This is a genomic window from Streptomyces sp. AV19 (assembly GCF_015999245.1).
Classification (GTDB): Bacteria; Actinomycetota; Actinomycetes; order Streptomycetales; family Streptomycetaceae; genus Streptomyces.
Genome location: NZ_JAEAMR010000007.1, coordinates 253955 through 273027 on the forward strand (window position 1 = coordinate 253955; position 19073 = coordinate 273027).

Annotated in this window: 19 protein-coding genes and 1 pseudogene; 6 read left to right on the plus strand and 14 right to left on the minus strand. The window is 72.1% G+C overall.

Features of this window, described 5'->3' with window-relative positions:
* Positions 1 to 239 (plus strand): annotated as a pseudogene (locus tag I5Q34_RS10735) (CCA tRNA nucleotidyltransferase); the annotation flags it as partial.
* An 18-nt stretch (positions 240 to 257) separates the two neighbouring features.
* Here the strand turns inward: I5Q34_RS10735 and I5Q34_RS10740 are convergent.
* The 3 genes from I5Q34_RS10740 to I5Q34_RS10750 all read right to left on the minus strand — a co-directional run bounded on the left by I5Q34_RS10740 (position 258) and on the right by I5Q34_RS10750 (position 3392).
* Positions 258 to 1583 (minus strand): MFS transporter, encoded by a 1326-nt coding sequence (locus tag I5Q34_RS10740; RefSeq protein WP_199891973.1) that lies wholly within the window; start codon positions 1581 to 1583, stop codon positions 258 to 260.
* An 89-nt stretch (positions 1584 to 1672) separates the two neighbouring features.
* Positions 1673 to 2755 (minus strand): inositol-3-phosphate synthase, encoded by a 1083-nt coding sequence (locus I5Q34_RS10745; protein ID WP_199891974.1) that lies wholly within the window; start codon positions 2753 to 2755, stop codon positions 1673 to 1675.
* A 49-nt stretch (positions 2756 to 2804) separates the two neighbouring features.
* Complete coding sequence (locus I5Q34_RS10750; RefSeq protein ID WP_199891975.1) at positions 2805 to 3392, minus strand: PadR family transcriptional regulator; 588 nt, start codon at positions 3390 to 3392, stop codon at positions 2805 to 2807.
* 808 nt (positions 3393 to 4200) lie between these two features.
* Between I5Q34_RS10750 and I5Q34_RS10755 the strand changes: the two genes are divergently transcribed.
* Positions 4201 to 4860: a rhomboid-like protein gene (locus I5Q34_RS10755; protein WP_234428711.1), complete on the plus strand. Its 660-nt coding sequence runs from the start codon at positions 4201 to 4203 to the stop codon at positions 4858 to 4860.
* Here I5Q34_RS10755 and I5Q34_RS10760 read toward each other — a convergent pair.
* The 9 genes from I5Q34_RS10760 to I5Q34_RS10800 all read right to left on the minus strand — a co-directional run bounded on the left by I5Q34_RS10760 (position 4838) and on the right by I5Q34_RS10800 (position 14548).
* Positions 4838 to 5647: an HAD family hydrolase gene (locus I5Q34_RS10760; protein ID WP_199891977.1), complete on the minus strand. Its 810-nt coding sequence runs from the start codon at positions 5645 to 5647 to the stop codon at positions 4838 to 4840. The two genes, I5Q34_RS10755 and I5Q34_RS10760, sit on opposite strands and share 23 nt — an antisense overlap.
* Positions 5644 to 6921, minus strand: coding sequence for a serine--tRNA ligase (gene serS / locus I5Q34_RS10765; RefSeq protein WP_199891978.1), 1278 nt, complete (start codon positions 6919 to 6921; stop codon positions 5644 to 5646). Before serS ends, I5Q34_RS10760 begins: the two co-directional genes overlap by 4 nt.
* A gap of 625 nt (positions 6922 to 7546) precedes the next feature.
* Complete coding sequence (gene pheA / locus I5Q34_RS10770) at positions 7547 to 8488, minus strand: prephenate dehydratase (protein ID WP_199891979.1); 942 nt, start codon at positions 8486 to 8488, stop codon at positions 7547 to 7549.
* A gap of 85 nt (positions 8489 to 8573) precedes the next feature.
* Positions 8574 to 9851 (minus strand): iron uptake transporter deferrochelatase/peroxidase subunit, encoded by a 1278-nt coding sequence (gene efeB, locus I5Q34_RS10775; RefSeq protein ID WP_199891980.1) that lies wholly within the window; start codon positions 9849 to 9851, stop codon positions 8574 to 8576.
* Positions 9844 to 11706, minus strand: a complete 1863-nt coding sequence (locus tag I5Q34_RS10780) for a copper resistance protein CopC (RefSeq protein ID WP_199891981.1) — start codon at positions 11704 to 11706, stop codon at positions 9844 to 9846. The genes efeB and I5Q34_RS10780 overlap by 8 nt, the downstream gene beginning before the upstream one ends.
* 6 nt (positions 11707 to 11712) lie before the next feature.
* Positions 11713 to 12192, minus strand: a complete 480-nt coding sequence (locus tag I5Q34_RS10785; RefSeq protein ID WP_234428834.1) for a copper chaperone PCu(A)C — start codon at positions 12190 to 12192, stop codon at positions 11713 to 11715.
* Entirely contained in the window at positions 12192 to 12845 is a 654-nt protein-coding gene (locus tag I5Q34_RS10790) for an SCO family protein (RefSeq protein WP_199891982.1), read from the minus strand. The genes I5Q34_RS10785 and I5Q34_RS10790 overlap by 1 nt, the downstream gene beginning before the upstream one ends.
* A gap of 86 nt (positions 12846 to 12931) precedes the next feature.
* On the minus strand, positions 12932 to 13669 hold the full coding sequence (locus I5Q34_RS10795; RefSeq protein WP_199891983.1) for a YcnI family protein: 738 nt from the start codon (positions 13667 to 13669) through the stop codon (positions 12932 to 12934).
* Between the two features lie 99 nt (positions 13670 to 13768).
* Positions 13769 to 14548 carry a hypothetical protein gene (locus I5Q34_RS10800; protein WP_199891984.1) on the minus strand — a complete coding sequence of 260 codons (780 nt, stop codon included), beginning with the start codon at positions 14546 to 14548 and terminating at the stop codon, positions 13769 to 13771.
* A 177-nt stretch (positions 14549 to 14725) separates the two neighbouring features.
* On the opposite strand from I5Q34_RS10800, the gene I5Q34_RS10805 reads away from it, so the two are divergent.
* A complete protein-coding gene (locus tag I5Q34_RS10805; RefSeq protein ID WP_199891985.1) occupies positions 14726 to 15199 on the plus strand; it encodes an ATP-binding protein in 474 nt (157 codons plus the stop codon).
* Positions 15200 to 15244: 45 nt separating this feature from the next.
* Here the strand turns inward: I5Q34_RS10805 and I5Q34_RS10815 are convergent, their stop codons facing one another.
* Entirely contained in the window at positions 15245 to 16015 is a 771-nt protein-coding gene (locus I5Q34_RS10815; RefSeq protein WP_199891987.1) for an alpha/beta fold hydrolase, read from the minus strand.
* A gap of 145 nt (positions 16016 to 16160) precedes the next feature.
* Between I5Q34_RS10815 and I5Q34_RS10820 the strand changes: the two genes are divergently transcribed.
* Complete coding sequence (locus I5Q34_RS10820) at positions 16161 to 17078, plus strand: YafY family protein (protein ID WP_234428712.1); 918 nt, start codon at positions 16161 to 16163, stop codon at positions 17076 to 17078.
* Positions 17079 to 17100: 22 nt separating this feature from the next.
* On the opposite strand, the gene I5Q34_RS10825 is transcribed toward I5Q34_RS10820, so the two are convergent.
* Positions 17101 to 17769: a CatB-related O-acetyltransferase gene (locus I5Q34_RS10825; protein ID WP_199891989.1), complete on the minus strand. Its 669-nt coding sequence runs from the start codon at positions 17767 to 17769 to the stop codon at positions 17101 to 17103.
* 427 nt (positions 17770 to 18196) lie between these two features.
* Here I5Q34_RS10825 and I5Q34_RS10830 point away from each other — a divergent pair, with 427 nt between their 5' ends.
* Positions 18197 to 18556, plus strand: a complete 360-nt coding sequence (locus tag I5Q34_RS10830; RefSeq protein WP_199891990.1) for an RNHCP domain-containing protein — start codon at positions 18197 to 18199, stop codon at positions 18554 to 18556.
* An 11-nt stretch (positions 18557 to 18567) separates the two neighbouring features.
* On the plus strand, positions 18568 to 18987 hold the full coding sequence (locus I5Q34_RS10835) for an RNHCP domain-containing protein (protein WP_199891991.1): 420 nt from the start codon (positions 18568 to 18570) through the stop codon (positions 18985 to 18987).
* Positions 18988 to 19073: the final 86 nt, after the last annotated feature.

Below are 19073 nucleotides of genomic sequence, written 5' to 3' on the forward strand. Positions count from 1 at the left end.
CCGACGCCTACGACGGCCTGGAGCAGCGCATCGCCGACCTCCAGGAGAAGGAGGAGCTGGACGCGATCCGCCCGGACCTCGACGGCAACGAGATCATGCGCATCCTGGACATCGGCCCCGGCCCCCAGGTCGGCCAGGCCTACCGGCACATGCTCGAACTCCGGCTGGAGAACGGCCCGATGGAGCAGGACGAGGCCGTCGCCGAGCTGAAGCGCTGGTGGGCGGCCCAGCAGGACTGAGTGTGGCCGAGCGGTGTTTCACGTGAAACGTGCGCCGTCGTCGGACGGCGACGTTTCGGACGGCGATGTTTCACGTGAAACTGGCCCCCCGGCCGCCAGCGCGGCCGCCGTCACCGCGTAGAGCACCGCGACGGTGACGATCAGGGTGACCGACCGACCGTCGTGCGGCAGCATCAGTGCGGCCACGCCTGCCGCGCCCACGAAGGCGGCGTTGAACAGGACGTCGTAGAGCGAGAACACCCGGCCGCGGAAGGCGTCGTCCACCGTCGCCTGCACCACCGTGTCCGTGGAGATCTTGGCGCCCTGGGTGATCAGCCCCAGCACGAAGGCGGCGACCAGCATCGGGGTGGGGGCGAAGGGCAGGCCCAGTGCGGGTTCGAGGACGGCCGCCGCGGCGGCGCAGACCACGATCCACCCCAGTCGCCCGAACCTGCCGACCGCCCATGGGGTGACCACCGCCGCCGCGAAGAACCCGGCCCCCGAGACGCCGACGGCGAGTCCGAGCAGGGCCAGCCCGGCCGAGTCGCTGTCGGTCCAGGCGTACCGGCAGAGCATCAGCAGAGTCACCGTCAGCGCGCCGTAGCAGAAGCGCATCAGCGTCATCGCCGCCAGCGCACGTACAGCGTCCCGCCGATGGGCCAGGTGCCGCAGGCCGGCCGTCAGTCCGCGTACCGTCACGGTCAGGGCCGTGCGCAGCGAGGCCCGGGTGGCCATGGCGCCGGGGCCCAGCAGCGTGACGAGGATGCGCAGTGCGGCAGCCCCGGCGCAGAGGTAGAGGGCGGCGCCGACGAGGACGACGAGGGTGTCGGAGACGGCCCCGGCCGGGGCGGCGAGGCGTACCGCGAAGGCCACGCCTCCGCCCGCGGTGGCGGCGAGCGTGCCGGCGGTCGGGGAGAGGGCGTTGGCCATCACCAGACGCTCCGGACTGTCCACGACGTGCGGCAGGGAGGCCGAGAGTCCGGCGAGGACGAAGCGGTTGACGGCGGTGACGGACAGTGCGGAAACGTAGAAGAGCCAGTCGGGCGCCGCGGCGAGGATGAGCAGGGCGGTGCCGACGGCCAGGACGGCGCGCAGCAGGTTGCCGTACAGCAGCACCTGGCGGCGGCGCCAGCGGTCCAGGAGCACTCCGGCGAAGGGGCCCAGCAGGGAGTACGGGAGCAGCAGGACGGCCATGGCCGAGGCGATGGCCGCGGCGGAGGTCTGCTTCTCGGGGGAGAAGATGACGTGGGCGGCGAGTGCGACCTGGTAGACCCCGTCGGCGCCCTGGGAGAGCAGGCGCACGGTCAGCAGGCGGCGGAAATCGCGCAGTTGGAGCAGGACGCGAAGATCACGCACGACGGGCATGCGGTCAGCTTCACACACGCGACAGGCCCCCGGGGGTCAAGAGCCTGACGACTCGGTCCCGGGGGCCTGCGATCGACGTGGTGAAGCGCTCAGCGCTCGACCTCGCCCTTGATGAACTTCTCGACGTTCTCGCGGGCCTGGTCGTCGAAGTACTGCACGGGCGGCGACTTCATGAAGTACGAGGAGGCGGAGAGGATCGGGCCACCGATGCCGCGGTCCTTGGCGATCTTCGCGGCGCGCAGGGCGTCGATGATGACACCGGCGGAGTTCGGGGAGTCCCAGACCTCGAGCTTGTACTCCAGGTTCAGCGGGACGTCGCCGAAGGCGCGGCCCTCGAGACGGACGTAGGCCCACTTGCGGTCGTCCAGCCAGGCCACGTAGTCCGAGGGACCGATGTGGACGTTCTTCTCGCCCAGGTCGCGGTCGGGGATCTGCGAGGTGACGGCCTGTGTCTTGGAGATCTTCTTGGACTCCAGGCGCTCGCGCTCGAGCATGTTCTTGAAGTCCATGTTGCCGCCGACGTTCAGCTGCATGGTGCGGTCCAGGACGACGCCCCGGTCCTCGAAGAGCTTGGCCATCACGCGGTGCGTGATGGTGGCGCCGACCTGCGACTTGATGTCGTCGCCGACGATCGGCACACCGGCCTCGGCGAACTTGTCGGCCCACTCCTTGGTGCCGGCGATGAAGACCGGGAGGGCGTTGACGAAGGCGACCTTGGCGTCGATGGCGCACTGCGCGTAGTACTTGGCGGCGTCCTCGGAGCCCACCGGCAGGTAGCAGACGAGCACGTCGACCTGACGGTCCTTGAGGATCTGGACGACGTCGACCGGGGCCTCGGCGGACTCCTCGATGGTCTGGCGGTAGTACATGCCGAGGCCGTCGAGGGTGTGGCCGCGCTGGACGGTGACGCCGGACGAGGGCACGTCGCAGATCTTGATCGTGTTGTTCTCGCTGGCGCCGATGGCGTCGGCGAGGTCGAGCCCGACCTTCTTGGCGTCCACGTCGAAAGCCGCCACGAAGTCGATGTCCCGCACGTGGTAGTCGCCGAACTGCACGTGCATCAGACCCGGCACGCGGCCGTTCGGGTCGGCGTCCTTGTAGTACTCGACGCCCTGCACCAGCGAGGCGGCGCAGTTGCCCACGCCGACGATGGCTACGCGAACCGAACCCATTCCGGTTGCTCCCTGTTCGTTCTCGACGAAGCCCTGCTGAGTGCAGGGCTCACTGGTCCGGACCGGCGCGTCTGTCACGCCCGGCCCGTTCGCTCTCGATCAGCTCGTTCAGCCAGCGGACCTCGCGCTCCACGGACTCCATGCCGTGCCGCTGAAGCTCGAGGGTGTAGTCGTCCAGCCGTTCCCGGGTACGGGCCAGGGAGGCGCGCATCTTCTCCAGACGCTCCTCCAGCCGGCTGCGGCGGCCTTCCAGCACGCGCATCCGTACGTCCCGCGAGGTCTGCCCGAAGAACGCGAAGCGGGCGGCGAAGTGCTCGTCCTCCCACGCGTCCGGGCCCGTGTGCGCGAGCAACTTCTCGAAGTGCTCTTTCCCCTCCGCCGTCAGGCGGTAGACGATCTTCGCGCGCCGCCCGGCCAGTGAGGCCGCCTTGGCGTCCTCGGGAGCGCTCCCGGGCTCCTCCACCAGCCAGCCGTTCGCCACGAGGGACTTCAGGCAGGGGTAGAGGGTGCCGTAGCTGAACGCCCTGAACACACCGAGTGAGGTGTTCAGTCGTTTCCGCAGCTCGTAGCCGTGCATCGGGGATTCGCGGAGCAGGCCGAGGACGGCGAACTCGAGGATGCCGGAGCGTCTGCTCATGTTTCGCCTCCTTGTCCCCCACAGCCTAGTCCTTTGCTCCCGCGTCTTTACTGGTCCCTTATTCCGAGCTGATGTACCGAGCTGATGTATCGACTCGATACATCCAGACGATAGGGCTCGGGTCCTGAGTCGACAAGAGGGGGAACGGTGAACGAGGTCACATCACCGGTTCGTGGGACACCGGCGGCCTGAATTGGAGTGAACATCCAGAGTAGTCGGGATTTGACCGTGCGTAGTCTGTGCGCCATGCAGACCACTGGGAACCGGGTGACGCCGGGGGGCGTCCTCGTCCCGGATGCAGTGCGCCCGGCCGTTCAGGGGACCGGTTCGCGCACCGGGGGGAACGCAAGCCACCTGCCGCTTCCAGGCGATAGCGCCTGCCCGAGGAAGTAGTCGTTCGATGAGCGAGCATCGTCGCAAGCCGCCGCGTTCGCAGGGCGGCGGACGAGCCGCGGCCCGGCGCGCGGCGCAGCAGCCGACGTCCGGCCGCCGTGCCGCACCACGCAGCAGTTCCTCCGTGCCCGGCCGCGGCCGGGGCGAGGAGCCTTCCCACGGCGGACGGGCCGCGGGACCCGCCGCGCCGGTCGGCGCGCCGGGCCGCGGCCTGGGGGGCGCCGGGGGACGGGCCGGGCGGGGGCGCGGGCGGGGGGGGGCGCGGGGGGGGCGGGGCGCGCCCCCGGGGCGGAGCCGCACGGCGAAAGGGGCCCGCGCCCCTCCGGGCGAAGTCCGCTGCCGAACCGCAGCGGACTTCGCCCGATCCGCTCGGCCCTCGAAGGCCCGGCGGGCCGGTCTCCGTTACCGTCGAATGATGGAACGCCGGTACGCGCGGTGGGCCGCCCCGGTCAGGTCCTGGGTCCGTTCGTCCCCCGGTACGCACATCTGGCTGCTCGTCATCGGCATCACCAGCCTGGTGATCGCCGCGGCCAGCGAGGGGCTGGAGACCTTCCTCCTCCACCGCACCAGCAGCAACATCCACGAGCTCACCAAGCACCCGTTCCAGTCGCTGCTCATCAGCGGCTTCTGGATCGAGAGCCCCGTCTCGTTCCTGCTCTACGCCGTGCTCTTCGAGCTCGTCCACGCCAATGTGGAGCGCTGGGCCGGCACCCTGCGCTGGCTGTTCACGGTCGGCGTGGCGCACGTCGCGGCGACACTGATCAGCCAGGAGCTGCTGCTGCTGGCCATCGAGCACCACAGGGCGCCGCAGGCCATGAAGCACGTGGTCGACATCGGCGTCTCGTACGGGCTGGCCGCGGCCGCCGGGCTGCTGAGCTACCGGATCCCGCGGCCCTGGCGCTGGCCCTGGCTGGCCGGGCTGGTCCTCTTCTTCACGATGCCGCTGCTGGCCGGGGTGCGGTTCACCGACGTCGGGCACGCCATCGCGGTGCTCGTCGGCCTGGGCTGCGGGCCGCTGGTGCGCGGCCTGCGGCCCTGGGACTTCGGCGCGCTCAGGCGAAGAGCCGCTCGATGACCATGGCGATGCCGTCCTCGTCGTTCGAGGCGGTGACCTCGTCGGCGACGGCCCTGAGCTCCTCGTGGGCGTTGGCCATGGCGACGCCGTGGCCCGCCCAGGCGAACATCGGGACGTCGTTGGGCATGTCGCCGAAGGCGATCGTGTCGGCGGCCTTCACCCCGAGCCGGCGCGCGGCCAGCGAGAGGCCGGTGGCCTTGCTCAGCCCGAGCGGAAGGAGCTCGACGATGCCGGCGCCCGCCATCGTCACGTCGACCAGGCCGCCGGCGGCCGCCCGCGCGGCCTGCGCGAGGGCGTCGTCGTCCAGCTCGGCGTGCTGGAGGTAGAGCTTGTTGAGCGGCTCCGCCCACAGCTCGGACCGGTCCGTGACCGGGACGGGCGGGCGCGGCCCCTCCTGGAACCGGTAGCCGGGGGTGACGAGCAGCTCGCCGTCCAGGCCGTCGCGGGAGGCGGCCAGGTGCAGCGGGCCGGTCTCCGCCTCGATCTTGGCGACGGCGAGCGCGGCCAGCTTCCGGTCGAGTGTCACCGACGTCAGCAGCCGGTGCTCGCCCGCGTGGTAGACCTGCGCGCCCTGCCCGCACACCGCGAGGCCCCGGTAGTCCAGCGCGTCGAGTATGTGCTTCGACCAGGCCACCGGGCGGCCGGTGACGACGATGTGCGCGGCGCCCGCCGCCCCGGCGAGGGCCAGGGCGGCGCGGGTGCGCTCGGAGACGGTCTCGTCGGAGCGCAGCAGCGTCCCGTCGAGGTCCGTCGCGACCAGGCGGTACGGCGGCGGGGTGGCGGTCACTTGGCGGCCGGCTCCAGGACCTCGCGGCCGCCCAGGTAGGGCCGGAGCACCTCGGGGACCCGGACCGAACCGTCGGCCTGCTGGTGGTTCTCCAGCAGCGCGACGATGGTGCGCGGCACCGCGCACAGCGTGCCGTTGAGCGTGGCCAGCGGGCGGACGTTCTTGCCGTCGCGCATCCGGACGGACAGGCGGCGGGCCTGGAACTCGTCGCAGTTGGAGGTCGAGGTCAGCTCGCGGTACTTGCCCTGGGTCGGGATCCACGCCTCGCAGTCGAACTTGCGGGAGGCGGAGGCGCCCAGGTCACCGGTGGCCGTGTCGATCACCTGGAAGGGCAGCTCCAGGCTGCTCAGCCACTGCTTCTCCCAGTCCAGGAGCCGCTTGTGCTCGGCCTCGGCGTCCTCCGGCGCGATGTACGAGAACATCTCGACCTTGTCGAACTGGTGGACGCGGAAGATGCCGCGGGTGTCCTTGCCGTAGGTGCCGGCCTCGCGGCGGAAGCACGGGGAGAAACCGGCGTACCGCAGCGGGAGCTGCGAGGCGTCGATGATCTCGTCCATGTGGTACGCCGCGAGGGGCACCTCGGACGTGCCGACCAGGTAGAAGTCGTCCTTCTCCAGGTGGTAGACGTCCTGCGCGGCCTGGCCGAGAAAGCCGGTGCCCTCCATGGCGCGCGGCTTGACCAGCGCGGGGGTGAGCATCGGGGTGAAGCCGGCTGCGGTGGCCTGGGCGATCGCCGCGTTGACGAGGGCGAGCTCCAGGAGCGCGCCGACGCCCGTCAGGTAGTAGAAGCGCGAGCCGGAGACCTTGGCGCCGCGCTCGACGTCGATGGCGCCGAGGAGCTGGCCGAGCTCCAGGTGGTCCTTGGGCGCGAAGCCCTCGGCGGCGAAGTCGCGGGGGGTGCCGACGGTCTCCAGGACGGCGAAGTCGTCCTCGCCGCCGCGCGGCACGTCGGGGTGGACGATGTTGCCGATGCTCAGCAGGAGGCGCTGGGCCTCCGCCGCGGCCTCGTCCTGCTCGGCGTCGGCGGCCTTGACGGCGGCGGACAGCTCGCCGGCCTTCTTCAGCAGCCCGGCCTTCTCGTCGCCGGTGGCCTTGGGGATGAGCTTGCCGAGCGCCTTCTGCTCGGCGCGGAGCTCGTCGAAGCGGACGCCGGACGACCTGCGCCGCTCGTCGGCGGAGAGCAGCGCGTCGACCAGGTCGACGTCCTCTCCACGGGCGCGCTGGGAGGCGCGCACACGGTCGGGGTCCTCACGAAGCAGGCGAAGGTCAATCACCCCACCAGGCTACCGTTGTGTGCTGCGATCACTCGACGCGATATTCCCCTTCGGTGGGGTTTGTCCCGTTCTGTAATGATCTTTTGGTGCACCGGGACATTCTCGGGATGCGCGGAAAAGGTCGTCTTCCGAAAGCGTTGCACGAAAGTGACGAATGCGGGCGAAGCGGCGTTATCGGCCGAGATGCGGCTTTCCGGGGCCTTCGAGTCGCCTTATGGAAGGCCGGAGTTGGCCCGGGCGGTTGTCCACAGGAAGCATCGCTTCCGCTTCTTTGTCCACAGGGTGTGTGGGAAATCTGTGGATGTCGGAACCAGATCTTCCACTTGTTTTCGTTATCGACCGTCCTTTGACGGCGCTCTAACGGATAAACCTCGCGTGGGCGCTCTTTCGGGTGGAGATCATCCTCACTAAAGGGTTGTTCGAGGCGTTTGGGGTGACGGTCGGGTCCTGGACGGCCGCCGCGGGCGGTGGGCGGGGCTGTGGATGACTCGGTGGATTGCTAGAGAGATTTGTCGACGTTGACCGTTTCGTAACCCATCCGGACGCCTCGTTCTATCGACTTATCCCCAGAATGGCCCAGGGCTGTGGATAACCCTGTGGAGAACCGGCCCGCGCCCCTCCGGCGTCAGGCCCGGCCGTCCTGGCAGCGCGCCAGCCACTCCGCCGCCGCCACGTAGTCGGCGTCCGCCGTCCCCGGCCGCACCGCCGTCTCCGGCACCACGTCCTGCCCGGCGGCCGCGCGCGGGTACGAGCCCAGGAACCGCACGTTCGGGCAGGTCCGCTTGAGTCCCATCAGGGTCTCGGCCACCCGGCGGTCGCCGATGTGCCCCTCGCAGTCGATCGAGAAGCAGTAGCGGCCCATGCCCTCGCCCGTGGGCCGCGACTCGATCCACGTCAGGTTGACCCCGCGCGCGGAGAACTCCTGGAGCAGCTCCATCAGCGCGCCCGGGTGGTCGTCGCGGAGCCAGACCACCAGGGACGTCCGGTCCGCGCCCGTCCGCGCCGCGGGCCGCGCGGGCCGTCCCGCCAGGACGAAGCGGGTCTCCGCGTTCCGCGCGTCGTGGATGTCCGTGACCAGCGGCTCCAGCCCGTACGTCGGTGCCGCGAACTCCCCGGCGAACGCGGCGTCGTAGCGGCCGTCGCGCACCAGCCGCGCGCCGTCCGCGTTGGACGCCGCCGACTCCCACTGCGCGTCCGGGAGATGGGCGGCCAGCCACTTGCGCACCTGGGGCTGCGCCACGGGGTGCCCGGTCACCGTCTTGATGCCGGACAGCCGCGTCCCCGGCCGGACGAGCAGCGCGAAGGCGATCCTCAGCAGCACCTCGCGGTAGATCATCAGCGGTGCGCCGGTGGCGAGTTCGTCGAGTGTCGCGGTGACGCCGCCCTCGACCGAGTTCTCGATCGGCACCAGCGCGGCCGCCGCCTCCCCGCCCCGCACGGCGTCGAGCGCCGCGGGGACGGAGACCATCGGGACGAGCTCGCGGGTGGCCGCCTCCGGGAGGGTGCGCAGGGCGGCCTCGGTGAAGGTCCCCTCGGGGCCGAGATAGGCGTAGCGGCTGGCCGACATCACGAGGATTCCTCCGGATCGATCACCTGGTGGCGCTGCCACGATACTTGGGGTCACTGACACAGGCTGCGGGGCCGGGGCGAACTCACCCCTCCAGCAACCGCTGTCCCACGTACTCCCCTTCCGCACATCCGCCCGGCACCGCGAACAGCCCGCTCGCCTCGTGCCGCAGGAAGCGCGAGAGCCCGTCCCCCCGGTCTAGCTTCCGCTGCACCGGCACGAAGCCCCGCATGGGGTCCGCCTGCCAGGCGATGAACAGCAGCCCCGCGTCCGGGGCGCCGTCGTCGCGGAAACCGTCGTGGTACGAGTAGGCGCGCCGCAGCATCGTCGCGCCCCGGTTGGACTCGGGCGCCGCGACGCGGATGTGGGCGTCGCCCGCGATGGCCAGCGTGCCGTCGGGGTTGACCTTGTCCAGGTCGACCGGTGTCGTCTCCGTACCGCCGGACAGGGGCGCGCCGTCCGACTTGCGGCGGCCTATCACCCTCTCCTGCCGCTCCGGCGACAGGTGGTCCCAGGTGTCGAGCAGCATCCGGATGCGGCGCACGACGGCGAAGGAGCCGCCCGCCATCCAGGCGTCCGCGCCCCCGTGGTCCCCGGGGACGAAGATCCGTTCGTCGAAGTCGGGGGCCGAGGGCTTGGGGTTGTTGGTGCCGTCGATCTGGCCCATCAGGTTGCGCCCGGTCATCGGCTGCTCGGTGGCCCCGGGCGCGCGGTTGAAGCCGTTCATCTGCCAGCGCAGCCGGGCCGAGTCGGCGGCCTGCCGCTGGATCAGGCGCAGCGCGTGGAAGGCGACGAACGCGTCGTCCGCGCCGATCTGCACCCACAGGTCGCCGTCGCTGTGCTTGGGGTCGAGCGCGTCCTGGGTGAAGGCGGGCAGCGGTTCGAGCCTGGCCGGGCGCTTGGCCGTCAGACCGGTCCGGTCGAAGAAGGTGCGGCCGAAGCCGAAGGTGACGGTCAGCGAGGACGGGCCGGCGTCCAGCGCGATCCCGGTGTCGTCGCCCTTGGGCGCCCGGCCCGCCGCCAGCTCGGCGGCCGTCGCCGACCAGCGGCGCAGCAGCGCGGCGGCGGCCTTGCGGTCGGCGCCCGGGGCGAGGTCGAAGGCCAGCAGGTGGCCGTGGGCCTGGGCGGGATCGGCGATGCCCGCCTGGTGCGTGCCGTGGAAGGGCAGTGACGCGGAGCCGACGCCGGACAGCGGCGCCTTGCCGTCGCGAGCCACCGTGGCGCCGGCCGCCCCGGCCACCCCGCCCGCGAGGAGGCCGCCCGCGCCCACGGCGCCGGCGGTACCGAGCAGCCGGCGTCTGGAGAGGGCGGAGTCGTGCGCGGTCTGCTTCGTCTTGTTCGCCTTGCCGGATGTCTCAGTCATGGATGTCTACGTTTTCGATCTCGGTGACCTGGTCGATCTCGGAGGTCCGTACGGTCAGGGTGAGCTGCCACCGCCCCGCCATGGGCAGCTGGAAGCCGGAGGCGCGCAGCCGCCCCGCGGACACGCGTTCCAGGGGGACGCGCAGCGGGCCGACGCTCTTCTCCTTCTCGGTGAACGACACCGCCGCTTCGGGGACGTCGACGGGCTTGCCGGCGGGGTCCGTGAGCGCGACGTCGACGGTGTTGGCGCCGGAGCGGCCGGGGCCGAGGGTGATCCGGGCGGTGCCGCGGCCGCCCGTTCCCCCGGTGTCGTAGGCGACGGTGACCACGGCCGGGCCCGTCCTCGCGGGTGCCGAGCTGCCGCCCGTCCGCCCGGCACGCTCCTGTCCGGCCTCGGCGCGGCCGGGCTGGGTGGTGGTGAGGACGGTGGTGACGGCGAGCAGGACGACGGCGACGGCGGCCTCGGTCAGGACCGAGCGGCGCAGTCCGGAGCGGCCGGGGTCCGCGTCCCGCCTCCGCTTGCCGGCCGCCTTGGCGACGGCGGCCCGCTGCCGGGCGAGCTGGGCGGCGCGCTCGGGGGAGTCGGCGGTCCTCGCGGCGGGCGTCCCGGTCCGGGGGCCGGACGGCCGGACGCCGTCGGCGAGCCGGGCCGTCCACCGCCGCGAGAACACGGCGGACGCGACCATCGCGGCCACCAGCGCGACCTTGACGAGCAGCCAGCGCCCGTAGTCCGTGCCGGTGAGCGCGGACCAGCTGCCGACCTGCCGCCAGGACTGGTAGAGCCCGGTGACCACCAGGACGCACACGGCCCCGAACGCCAGCCGGGAGAACCGCCGCACCGCCTCGCGCGGCAGGGCGTCGTCCGCCCGGAGCGCGGCGAGCAGGGCGGCGAGACCGCCCAGCCACACCCCGACGGCCAGCAGGTGCGCCACGTCGACGGGCATGGCGAGCCAGGGCTGGACGCCCTGGCTGGCGTGCTCGGCCGCCGCCCAGGTCGCCGCGAGTCCGGCGGCGACGACGGTGCCGCCGGCGGCCAGTCCGCAGGCGACGGAGGGGCGGTCGCGCAGCGGCGGGGCGCCCTCGCGGGTGTACGAGCCGAACAGCAGGGCCAGGAAGACCGCCGCCGCGCTCAGCAGGAGCAGCCGTGTCAGCATGGCCGCGCCCGGCTTGGTGGACAGTGCGTCACCGAGCAGCGCGAGGTCGAGGACGGAGCCCGGCCCCTTGCCGCCGGTGTAGGCGCCGCGCAGCAGCAACAGCACGGCGGTGGACACGAACAGTGTGATCCAGCCGCCGACCGCGAGTTTCTGCACGGGACGCGCCGCCCGGCACGCGCCGGCGAAGACACAGCCGCCGACGAGCAGGGCGAACCCGGCGTACGCCGCGTACCGGGCGATGTCGTAGAGCGTCCCGACCACCGGGTCCGTCCCGGCGACCGCCACTTCGGCCGTGGTCCTCGACGGGGCGCCGACGGAGAAGGTGAAGGCCCCGGCCACCGGGTGGCTGTCCGCCGAGACGGCCTGCCAGGCCACCGTGTACGTGCCGTCGGCGATCCCGGGGCGCAGCGCGACGGCGGCCGTCTCGGAGCGCCCGTCCGTGTGGACGGGCTTCCCGGCGTCGACGCGGGTGCCCTTCGGGTCGAGCACGCGGACCGAGTCGGCGCCGAGCAGCACCCCTTCGGAGAAGGTCAGCTCGATCCGGGCGGGCGCGGTGGGCACCACCGAACCCTGGCGGGGGTCGGTGGCGGTGAGCGCGGCGTGCGCCGACGCGGTGCCCGCGCCGGCCGTCAGCACGCACAGCAGCGCGGCGGCCAGCGTGCCCAGCAGGGCCGCGAGCCGCCCGGCGGTCGGGGTCCTCATGCGACGTCAGTCCTTGGGGCGGAAGGACGCGCTCTCCACCGGGACCTGGACCTTCACCGGCGCGGAGGTGGCGAAGTGCAGGGTGAACTCGACCTTCTCGCCCACCTTGGGCTTGTGGTCCAGCTTGCCGAGCATCAGGTGGTTGCCGCCCCGGGAGAGGGAGAGCGTGCCGTTGGCCGGGACGTCCAGCTTCGCGGCGTGCTTCATCTTCGAGCCCTCGGTGGTGTGGAGGGTGACGTCGCCGGAGAGCGGGGTGGTGACCTTGGTGAGCTGGTCGGCCTTGCCGCCGTCGTTCTTGACGGTGAAGTAGGCGGCGGCCATGTCCGCCATGGCGGGCTGCGGCAGGTAGGCGCCGCTGACCGACAGCTCGGGCTTGTCCTTGGAACCGGAGTCGCAGCCGGTCACGAGGACGAGGGTGCCGGCGAGCAGCAGCGGCAGGGCGGTGGCGGTGGCGGCGGTCGCGCGGTTCATCTTTACGGGGCGCATCACGGGTTCTCCCCCTTGACGATCTCCGGGAGACCCTTGGCGTACTGGTCGGCGGTGGTTTCGGCGGTGTAGAGCCAGTGGCCCTTGTCGTCCTTGGGCGAGAACCCGACGACCTGGGCGCCGTGGCTGACGGTGATGGAGCCGTCCTTCTCCTTCTTGGGCTTCTCCACCAGGATCCCGAGCGGCTTGGCCGCGGCCTGGACGGTGTCGAACGAGCCGGTCAGGCCGACGATGTCCTGCCCACCCTGGGCGTCGAGCCACTTGCGCATCCGCTCGGGAGTGTCCCGGTCGGGGTCCGTGGTGACGAAGACGATCTGCAGCTTCTCCTGCTCGGCCTTGGGCAGCTTCTTCTCGGCGGCGGCCATGTCGGCGACCACCGTGGAGCAGACGTCGGGGCAGTAGGTGTAGCCGAAGTAGAGCAGGACCGGACGGCCCTTGGTCTCCTTGACCAGCTCGTAGGTCTTGCCGCCGGTGTCCTTGAGGACCAGGTCGGGCTTGGCCTTGGGCGTGTCGAGGGTGATGGGGGTCTTCCTGGGCTCGGCGGAGACGTCGGCGGCCGGCTTGTCCTCCGCCTTGTCGCCGGATCCGCCGCAGGCCGTCAGGGTGAGCGCGGCGGCGAGGGCCAGCACCGCGCTCGCGGTCTTGGTGCGCATGGAGTGCTTCTCCAAAGGGATGGGTCGATGGTGCGGGACCGGCGGTCCGTCCTGGGACGGGCCCGCCGGCCCGGCCGGTCCGTGCGTCAGGCTGCGGTGCGACGGCGCCCGGCGAAGACGCCGAAGGCGATGCCCGCCGCGCCGACGACGATGCCCACGATGCCGAGGGTCCGCGCGGTGGTGTCGGAGCCGTCGGACGAGCCGCCGTCCCGGGCCTCGGAGGCGGCGGCCTGGGCCTTGGCCTCCTTGCCGTTCTTGGCGTCCGCCTTGTCGACGAGCTTCAGCACGGGGGCGGGGTGCTCGGGCTCCTCGCCGCCGGGCTTGGACGGGTCGATCCAGCGCACGACGTCGTCGTCGGAGTAGGTCTGGAGGGCCTTGAAGACCAGTTCGTCGGTGTCGGTGGGCAGTTGGCCCACCGACAGCGGGAACTGCTGGAACTGGCCCGGCTCGATCTTCCCGCCGGTCCAGGTCACCTTGCTGACGGCCTCGTCGATGGTCTTGCCGTGCATCTGGACGGGCTTGTCGAGCTTGGTCTTCTCGACCTTCACGTCCCAGCCCGGTACCGCCTGTGGCATCACGGAGACGAGTGGGTGCCTGGGGTCGAGGGAGAGCTCGAGCTTGACCGTCGAGGCGTTGTCCTTCTCGTTCGGCACCTTGATGGAGACGGTGCTGTAGCCGCCCTTCTCGGCGGTGCCCGGCTGCACGCTCACGTGCGCGAGGGCGGGGCCGGCCAGCAGCAGGACGCCGCTCGCGGCGGCGGTGCCGACGACGGCCAGACGGCGCGGAAGACGGGTGCGGGTGCGCGTGGTGGTGTCGATGTTCATGCGGAAACACTCCCTGGGCAGGAGGAGGCGGAAGAGGTGGCGCGCGTGCGGCCGTGCCACGATCGCCCTCCCGCCGTGGTGCCGGGGTGCGTCGTGTGCTCAGGCCGCGAGGGCGAAGCGCGGGGGACCCCGCCTGATCACGGAGTGCTGGAGCTCGGGCTCGCGTGCCGGGCGCTCGTCGTCCCGGTGCGTACGGCGCACGGGAGCGTCCGGCCCGTCGTCCGTCCCCGTGAGGAACGCGCGGACGAACGTCAGCGCGGCGCGCAGCGCCCGGACGAACGCCGCCTCGCCGACCGCGCGGGCCGACTGCGCCGACAGCAGCACCACCCGCCACAGCGCCGCCTCGCCGCGCCGCAGCAGCCAGCCCAGGACCAGGGCCGCGAGCAGGTGACCGAGCAGCATCGGCAACGAGGGGACGAGGGCGTGCGAAAAGCTCTCGACGGGTGCGGGCGCGGCCGCCGCCGGGTGCGTGGCGGACGGGTCGAGACCGGCGTCCAGGATGATCCGGCGCGCCTCGGCCGGGGAGGCCGGGGGCCGCTGGTTGCAGAGCAGCCGGCCCGCGAAGCTGACCAGTGGACCGTCATGCCCCGAGCGGGGGGCCGCCTCGGGCCCGCGCTGCCCCAGGGCGAACAGGGCGTGCAACGCCATCTGCCCCGCGGCCAGGCAGGCCGCTATCCCCGGCAGCGAGCGCTCCCGCCCGGCCAGCGGTGCCGTCAGGGCGAACACCGTCGCGAACCCCGCCGCCAGCGTCCACAGCGGCACCGGTGCGCAGGAGGCCAGCGCATGCCCGCCCGCGGACAGCAGAACGCAGACCGCGGTGAACACCGCGGCCCGGATCAGTCGCAGATCGGCGCCGGCGCGCGCGACGGGGTGAGGCATGGCTGCGTCATCATCCCACCGGACTTACCCCTTCCCTACGGCAGGGTGCTCCGCATACCCCAATGCGCCCTCCCGCCGCGTCCGCCGAATGAGCGGACTCACACGCCCGGCAGGCTTACCACCTGTCGCGCGTGGCTATAGGTATCGATATGTCGAGCCGCGGCCAGGAGGCTGAGCATGAGCATTTGGTGGTCACTCCACTTGCGGCGCGAGGCTGCGAGCGTTCCGCTCGCCCGGCGGCTGCTGGTCGGCGCGATGGAGACGGCCGGGGTCGACCCCGAGACGGCCTACGACCTGGCGGTCGCCCTCAGCGAGGCGTGTGCGAACGCCGTGGAGCACGGCGGTGACTCCTCCACCGGCTACCGGGTGACGGCCCGGATCGACGGCGACACCTGTCGCATCGAGGTCACCGATTCCGGCCCCGGCTTCACCGGCCCCGCGCCACTGCGCGAACGCCGCCGCACAGCCCGCCGCCTGGAGACGCGGCCCCCGGCCCCCGCCCATGACGAACACGGGCGGGGCCTCTTTCTGATCGAATCCCTGACGGACAACGTCCACGTCCGCAACCGCCCGGGCCGGCAGGGCGCCGTGGTCACCTTCGACAAGATCCTCAAGTGGCGCGAGGACGCGGCCCTCCTCAGGGCCTCGTGACGCAGGGCCTCGTGACTCAGGGCCTCATGACCGGAGCCCGGGCCGTCAGCCCCCGGTAACCGGCCGGGAGTCCGCCGCCCCGGCCACGATCTCGTCCAGCAGTGCGGCCAGATCCGACGGGCGGGAGAACATCGGCCAGTGCCCGGTGGGCAGGTGGTGCAGCTCCACACCGGCCATCGCGGAGAAGGCCGGGTTCCCGCCCTCGGCGAGCGCGTGCACCAGCTCCGGGGTGAAGGTGCAGGCGATCACCGAGCGGGGAAGGCCGGGAAGCGCCTCCGGGCGGTCGAGGGGCCGGGTGGCACAGCCGGCCGGCTGAGGGGTGCACCGCTCGCGCATCCGTATCAGTTGCTCCTCGCTCAGCCCGGCCAGGTTCTCCGGTTCGTCGGCCGGGTCGAACGGGGGCACCGGAACCTGCCACCCCGCACCCTCCCGGGCGATCCGCGCACGCTGCTCCTCCGCCGCCTCAGGACCCTGGAAGTCGATCAGCGCCATGCCGCCGGGCAGCGGGCCGCTGTCCACGTAGACGACGCGGGCGACGCGCTCCGGCACCCGGTCGGCGGCGCCGGTGACGGGCAGGTTCGCCCCGCTGTGCCCGACGAGCACCACCTCGCGCAGGTCCTTCTCCTCCAGGGTCCGCACGATGTCGGCGACGTGGGTCTCCACATCCACGCCGGGACCCGCTTCGCCGGCCCGCTCGGCGAGCCCGGTCAGTGTGAGCGGGTGGACGTCGTGCCCCGCCTCGCGCAGGGGCCGGGCGACCTCCTCCCACGCCCACGCGCCGAGCCAGAATCCGGGAACCAGAACGATCGTGGCCATGTCTCTCCGCACCTTTCCGCTGCCGCCGACGGGTCCGCCGCCGTCGCTTCGCCGACACTAGGTCCGATACCGGACAGAACCCGCCCGGATTGACCGTCGATTGATGAGGTGGCCTGTGTCACACCCCATGACCAGGGTGCTGGTCATGCTGGAGCTCCTGCAGTCCCACCATCGCCTGGGAGGGGCCGAACTCGCCCGGCGGCTCGGCGTGGACGAGCGCACCGTCCGCCGGTACGCGACCAGGCTGGCCGAGCTGGGCATCCCCGTCGAAGCGGAGCGCGGCCGCTACGGCGGGTACCGGCTGATGCCCGGTTACAAACTGCCTCCCCTGATGCTCACCGGCGACGAGGCCGTCGCGGTCGTGCTCGGACTGCTCGCCGGGCGCCGGCTGGGGCTGCCGGGCGAGGCCGCCGAGAGCGCCCTGGCCAAGGTCCAGCGCGTCCTGCCCGCCGGCCTGCGGGACCGGGTCCAGGCGCTGCGGGAGACCCTGGAATTCACCCTGGAGGCCCGTGAGGGCACCCGGCCGGCCGCCGACGCCGTGCTGACCCTGGCCGAGGCCACGAGGGAACGACGCCGTGTCCGCATGCGCTACCGATCCTGGCGAGGTGCTGACAGCGAACGGGAGTTGGATCCGTACGGGCTGGTCTTCCACTCGGGCCGCTGGTACGTCACCGGTCACGACCACCGCAGCGGCGAGACCCGCACCTTCCGGGTCGACCGGATGCTGTCCGTCGAGCCGGGCACCGCCTCCTTCGAGCCGCCCGCCGACGTCGATCCGGTGCGGCACGTCCTCGGCTCCCTGGCGTCGGTGCCGTACGCCCACGAGGTGGAGGTCGTCCTGGAGGCCACCCTCGAGGACGCCCGCGACCGCGTCCCGCCCTCGATCGCCACCCTCACCGCGACGGCCGGCGGCGTCCTGCTGCGCACCCGGGCCGAGAGCCTGGACGGCATGGCCAGGTTCCTCGCCGGTCTCGACCTCCCGTTCACCATCCGCACCCCGGACGAACTGCGCGGTGCGGTCCGCGACTTGGCGGCGCGGCTGGTCGCCCGGGCGGGCAGGTGAGGGGAGCGGCCGTGCGCGTCCTTCACGCCGCCTTCCGCTCCGCGAACTCCTCGGCGATCCGCTCGATCTCCGCCGGGCGCCCGGCCATGATCGTGCGCACGTGCTCGGTGACCAGCTCCACGGGCCAGTCCCACCAGGCCGCGCGGAGGAGCCTTTCGACGTCGGCGTCGTCGAAGCGCCGGCGTATCGGCCGGGCCGGGTTGCCGCCGACGATCGTGCAGGGCTCGACGTCACCGGTCACCACCGAGCCCGCCGCGATCACGGCCCCGTCGCCGATCCGGACCCCGGGCATGATCAGCGACTGGTAGCCGATCCAGACGTCGTTGCCGATCACGGTGTCACCGCGACTGGGCAGGTCCGTGACGAGGTCGAGGGTCCGCTCGGCCCAGGAGCCGCCGAACATGGTGAACGGGAAGGTGGAAACGCCCATCGTGGGGTGCGCGGCGCCCGGCATCATGAAGCGTGTACCGGCGGCGATGGCGCAGTACTTGCCGATCACCAGCCGCTCCGGGCCGTAGGCGTAGAGCACGTTGCGGCGCTCGAACTCCTCTGCCCCGTCCGGGTCGTCGTAGTACGTGTACTCGCCCACCTCGATGCGGGGGTCCGAGACCAGCGACCGCAGCAGCACGACCCGGTCGTGGCCGGTGAGCGGGTGCAGAACAGTGGGGTCGGGGATCGTGGTGGCGGCCATGGGGGGCTCCTTCCAGGGCAGGTGAACAGGAAGTAATGCAACCTCTGTCGCGTTAGAGGAAAGCATGGCATGCGACGCCCTCCCCTCGCAAGGGTTAATGCGACCTGCGTTGCTTTTACTTCTGCCGGGCCCGGGAAATCGATGGCAGCCGGGTCCGGGCCGCTGCTACGTTGGCGATGCTCCAGGCCCTGCAGGACTCCGGACCTCTGGGCTTTTCCTCGCGGGCCCGCCGGCCCGCCCGACCCGGGACAGGTGTTCATGTCGACGACCCGGCCGGCGCCGAGCGCGCCCGCCCGCACCGCGTAACAGCCGCTCCCCCCGCCGCCCCGTTGCGGCGAGCGGAGGACCGGAACGCGAAGCCCGGTGCCCCGAGGCCGCTCGGCCGACTCCCGCTGCCATCGAGAACCTTCCGGCAAGGAGCCCCTGGGTGTCCCACTCCCACAACATCCTGAAGACCAGCACGTTCACCTGCGTGCGCTGTGGTCTGACCGTCTCCGCGCACGCGGCCGACGGAAGCCGCCGCAACCACTGCCCGTCGTGTCTGCACTCGTGCCACGTCGTCGACCACGTCGAAGGCGGTCCGTCCGACTGTCACGCGCGGATGGCCCCGATCTCCATCGCGGTTCTGCGCGACGGCAGTTGGATGGTCATCCACCGCTGCGTGCGCTGTGACGAGCTGACGTCCAACCCCGTCTGCGCGGACGACAACCAGCTCATCCTGATGCGCATGGCGGTGCGCCCGCTGGCCCAACCCCCCTTCCCCCTCGAAGTGTTCGGGGACCTGTGAGGGGCCGGGCCATGGCACGACGCAAAAACACTCCGCACCGGCCCCGGCGGCCGCAGCGCCGCAAGGACGTCCTCCACGGCCGCGGCGGCCACCGGACGAACGCCTTCCGGTGCGTCGGCTGCGGTCTGGACGTCTCCCCCGACGCGCCGGGCACCGCTCATCGCAACCACTGCCCCAACTGCCTGGCCAGCCGCCACGTCGACCGTCGGGTCCCCGGCGACCGCGCCGCGTCCTGCCGGGGCCGCATGGAGGCGCTGAGCATGTCCGTACGCCCGGACGGCGAATGGCTGATCGTCCACCAGTGCCTGACCTGCGGTGAACTCAGCGCCAACCGCATCGCCGGGGACGACAACGCCCTCGTCCTGATGCGGCTCGCCCTGCGGCCGCTGCGGGACACCAGGGTCGCGAGCGGCGCGCTGTTCGCCCTGTGAACAGGCCGCTCTCCAGGCGGGATTGAAAGGGAAGACTGAAAAGGAAGGGGCCGCAGGGACCGCACCGGTCCCTGCGGCCCCTTCCG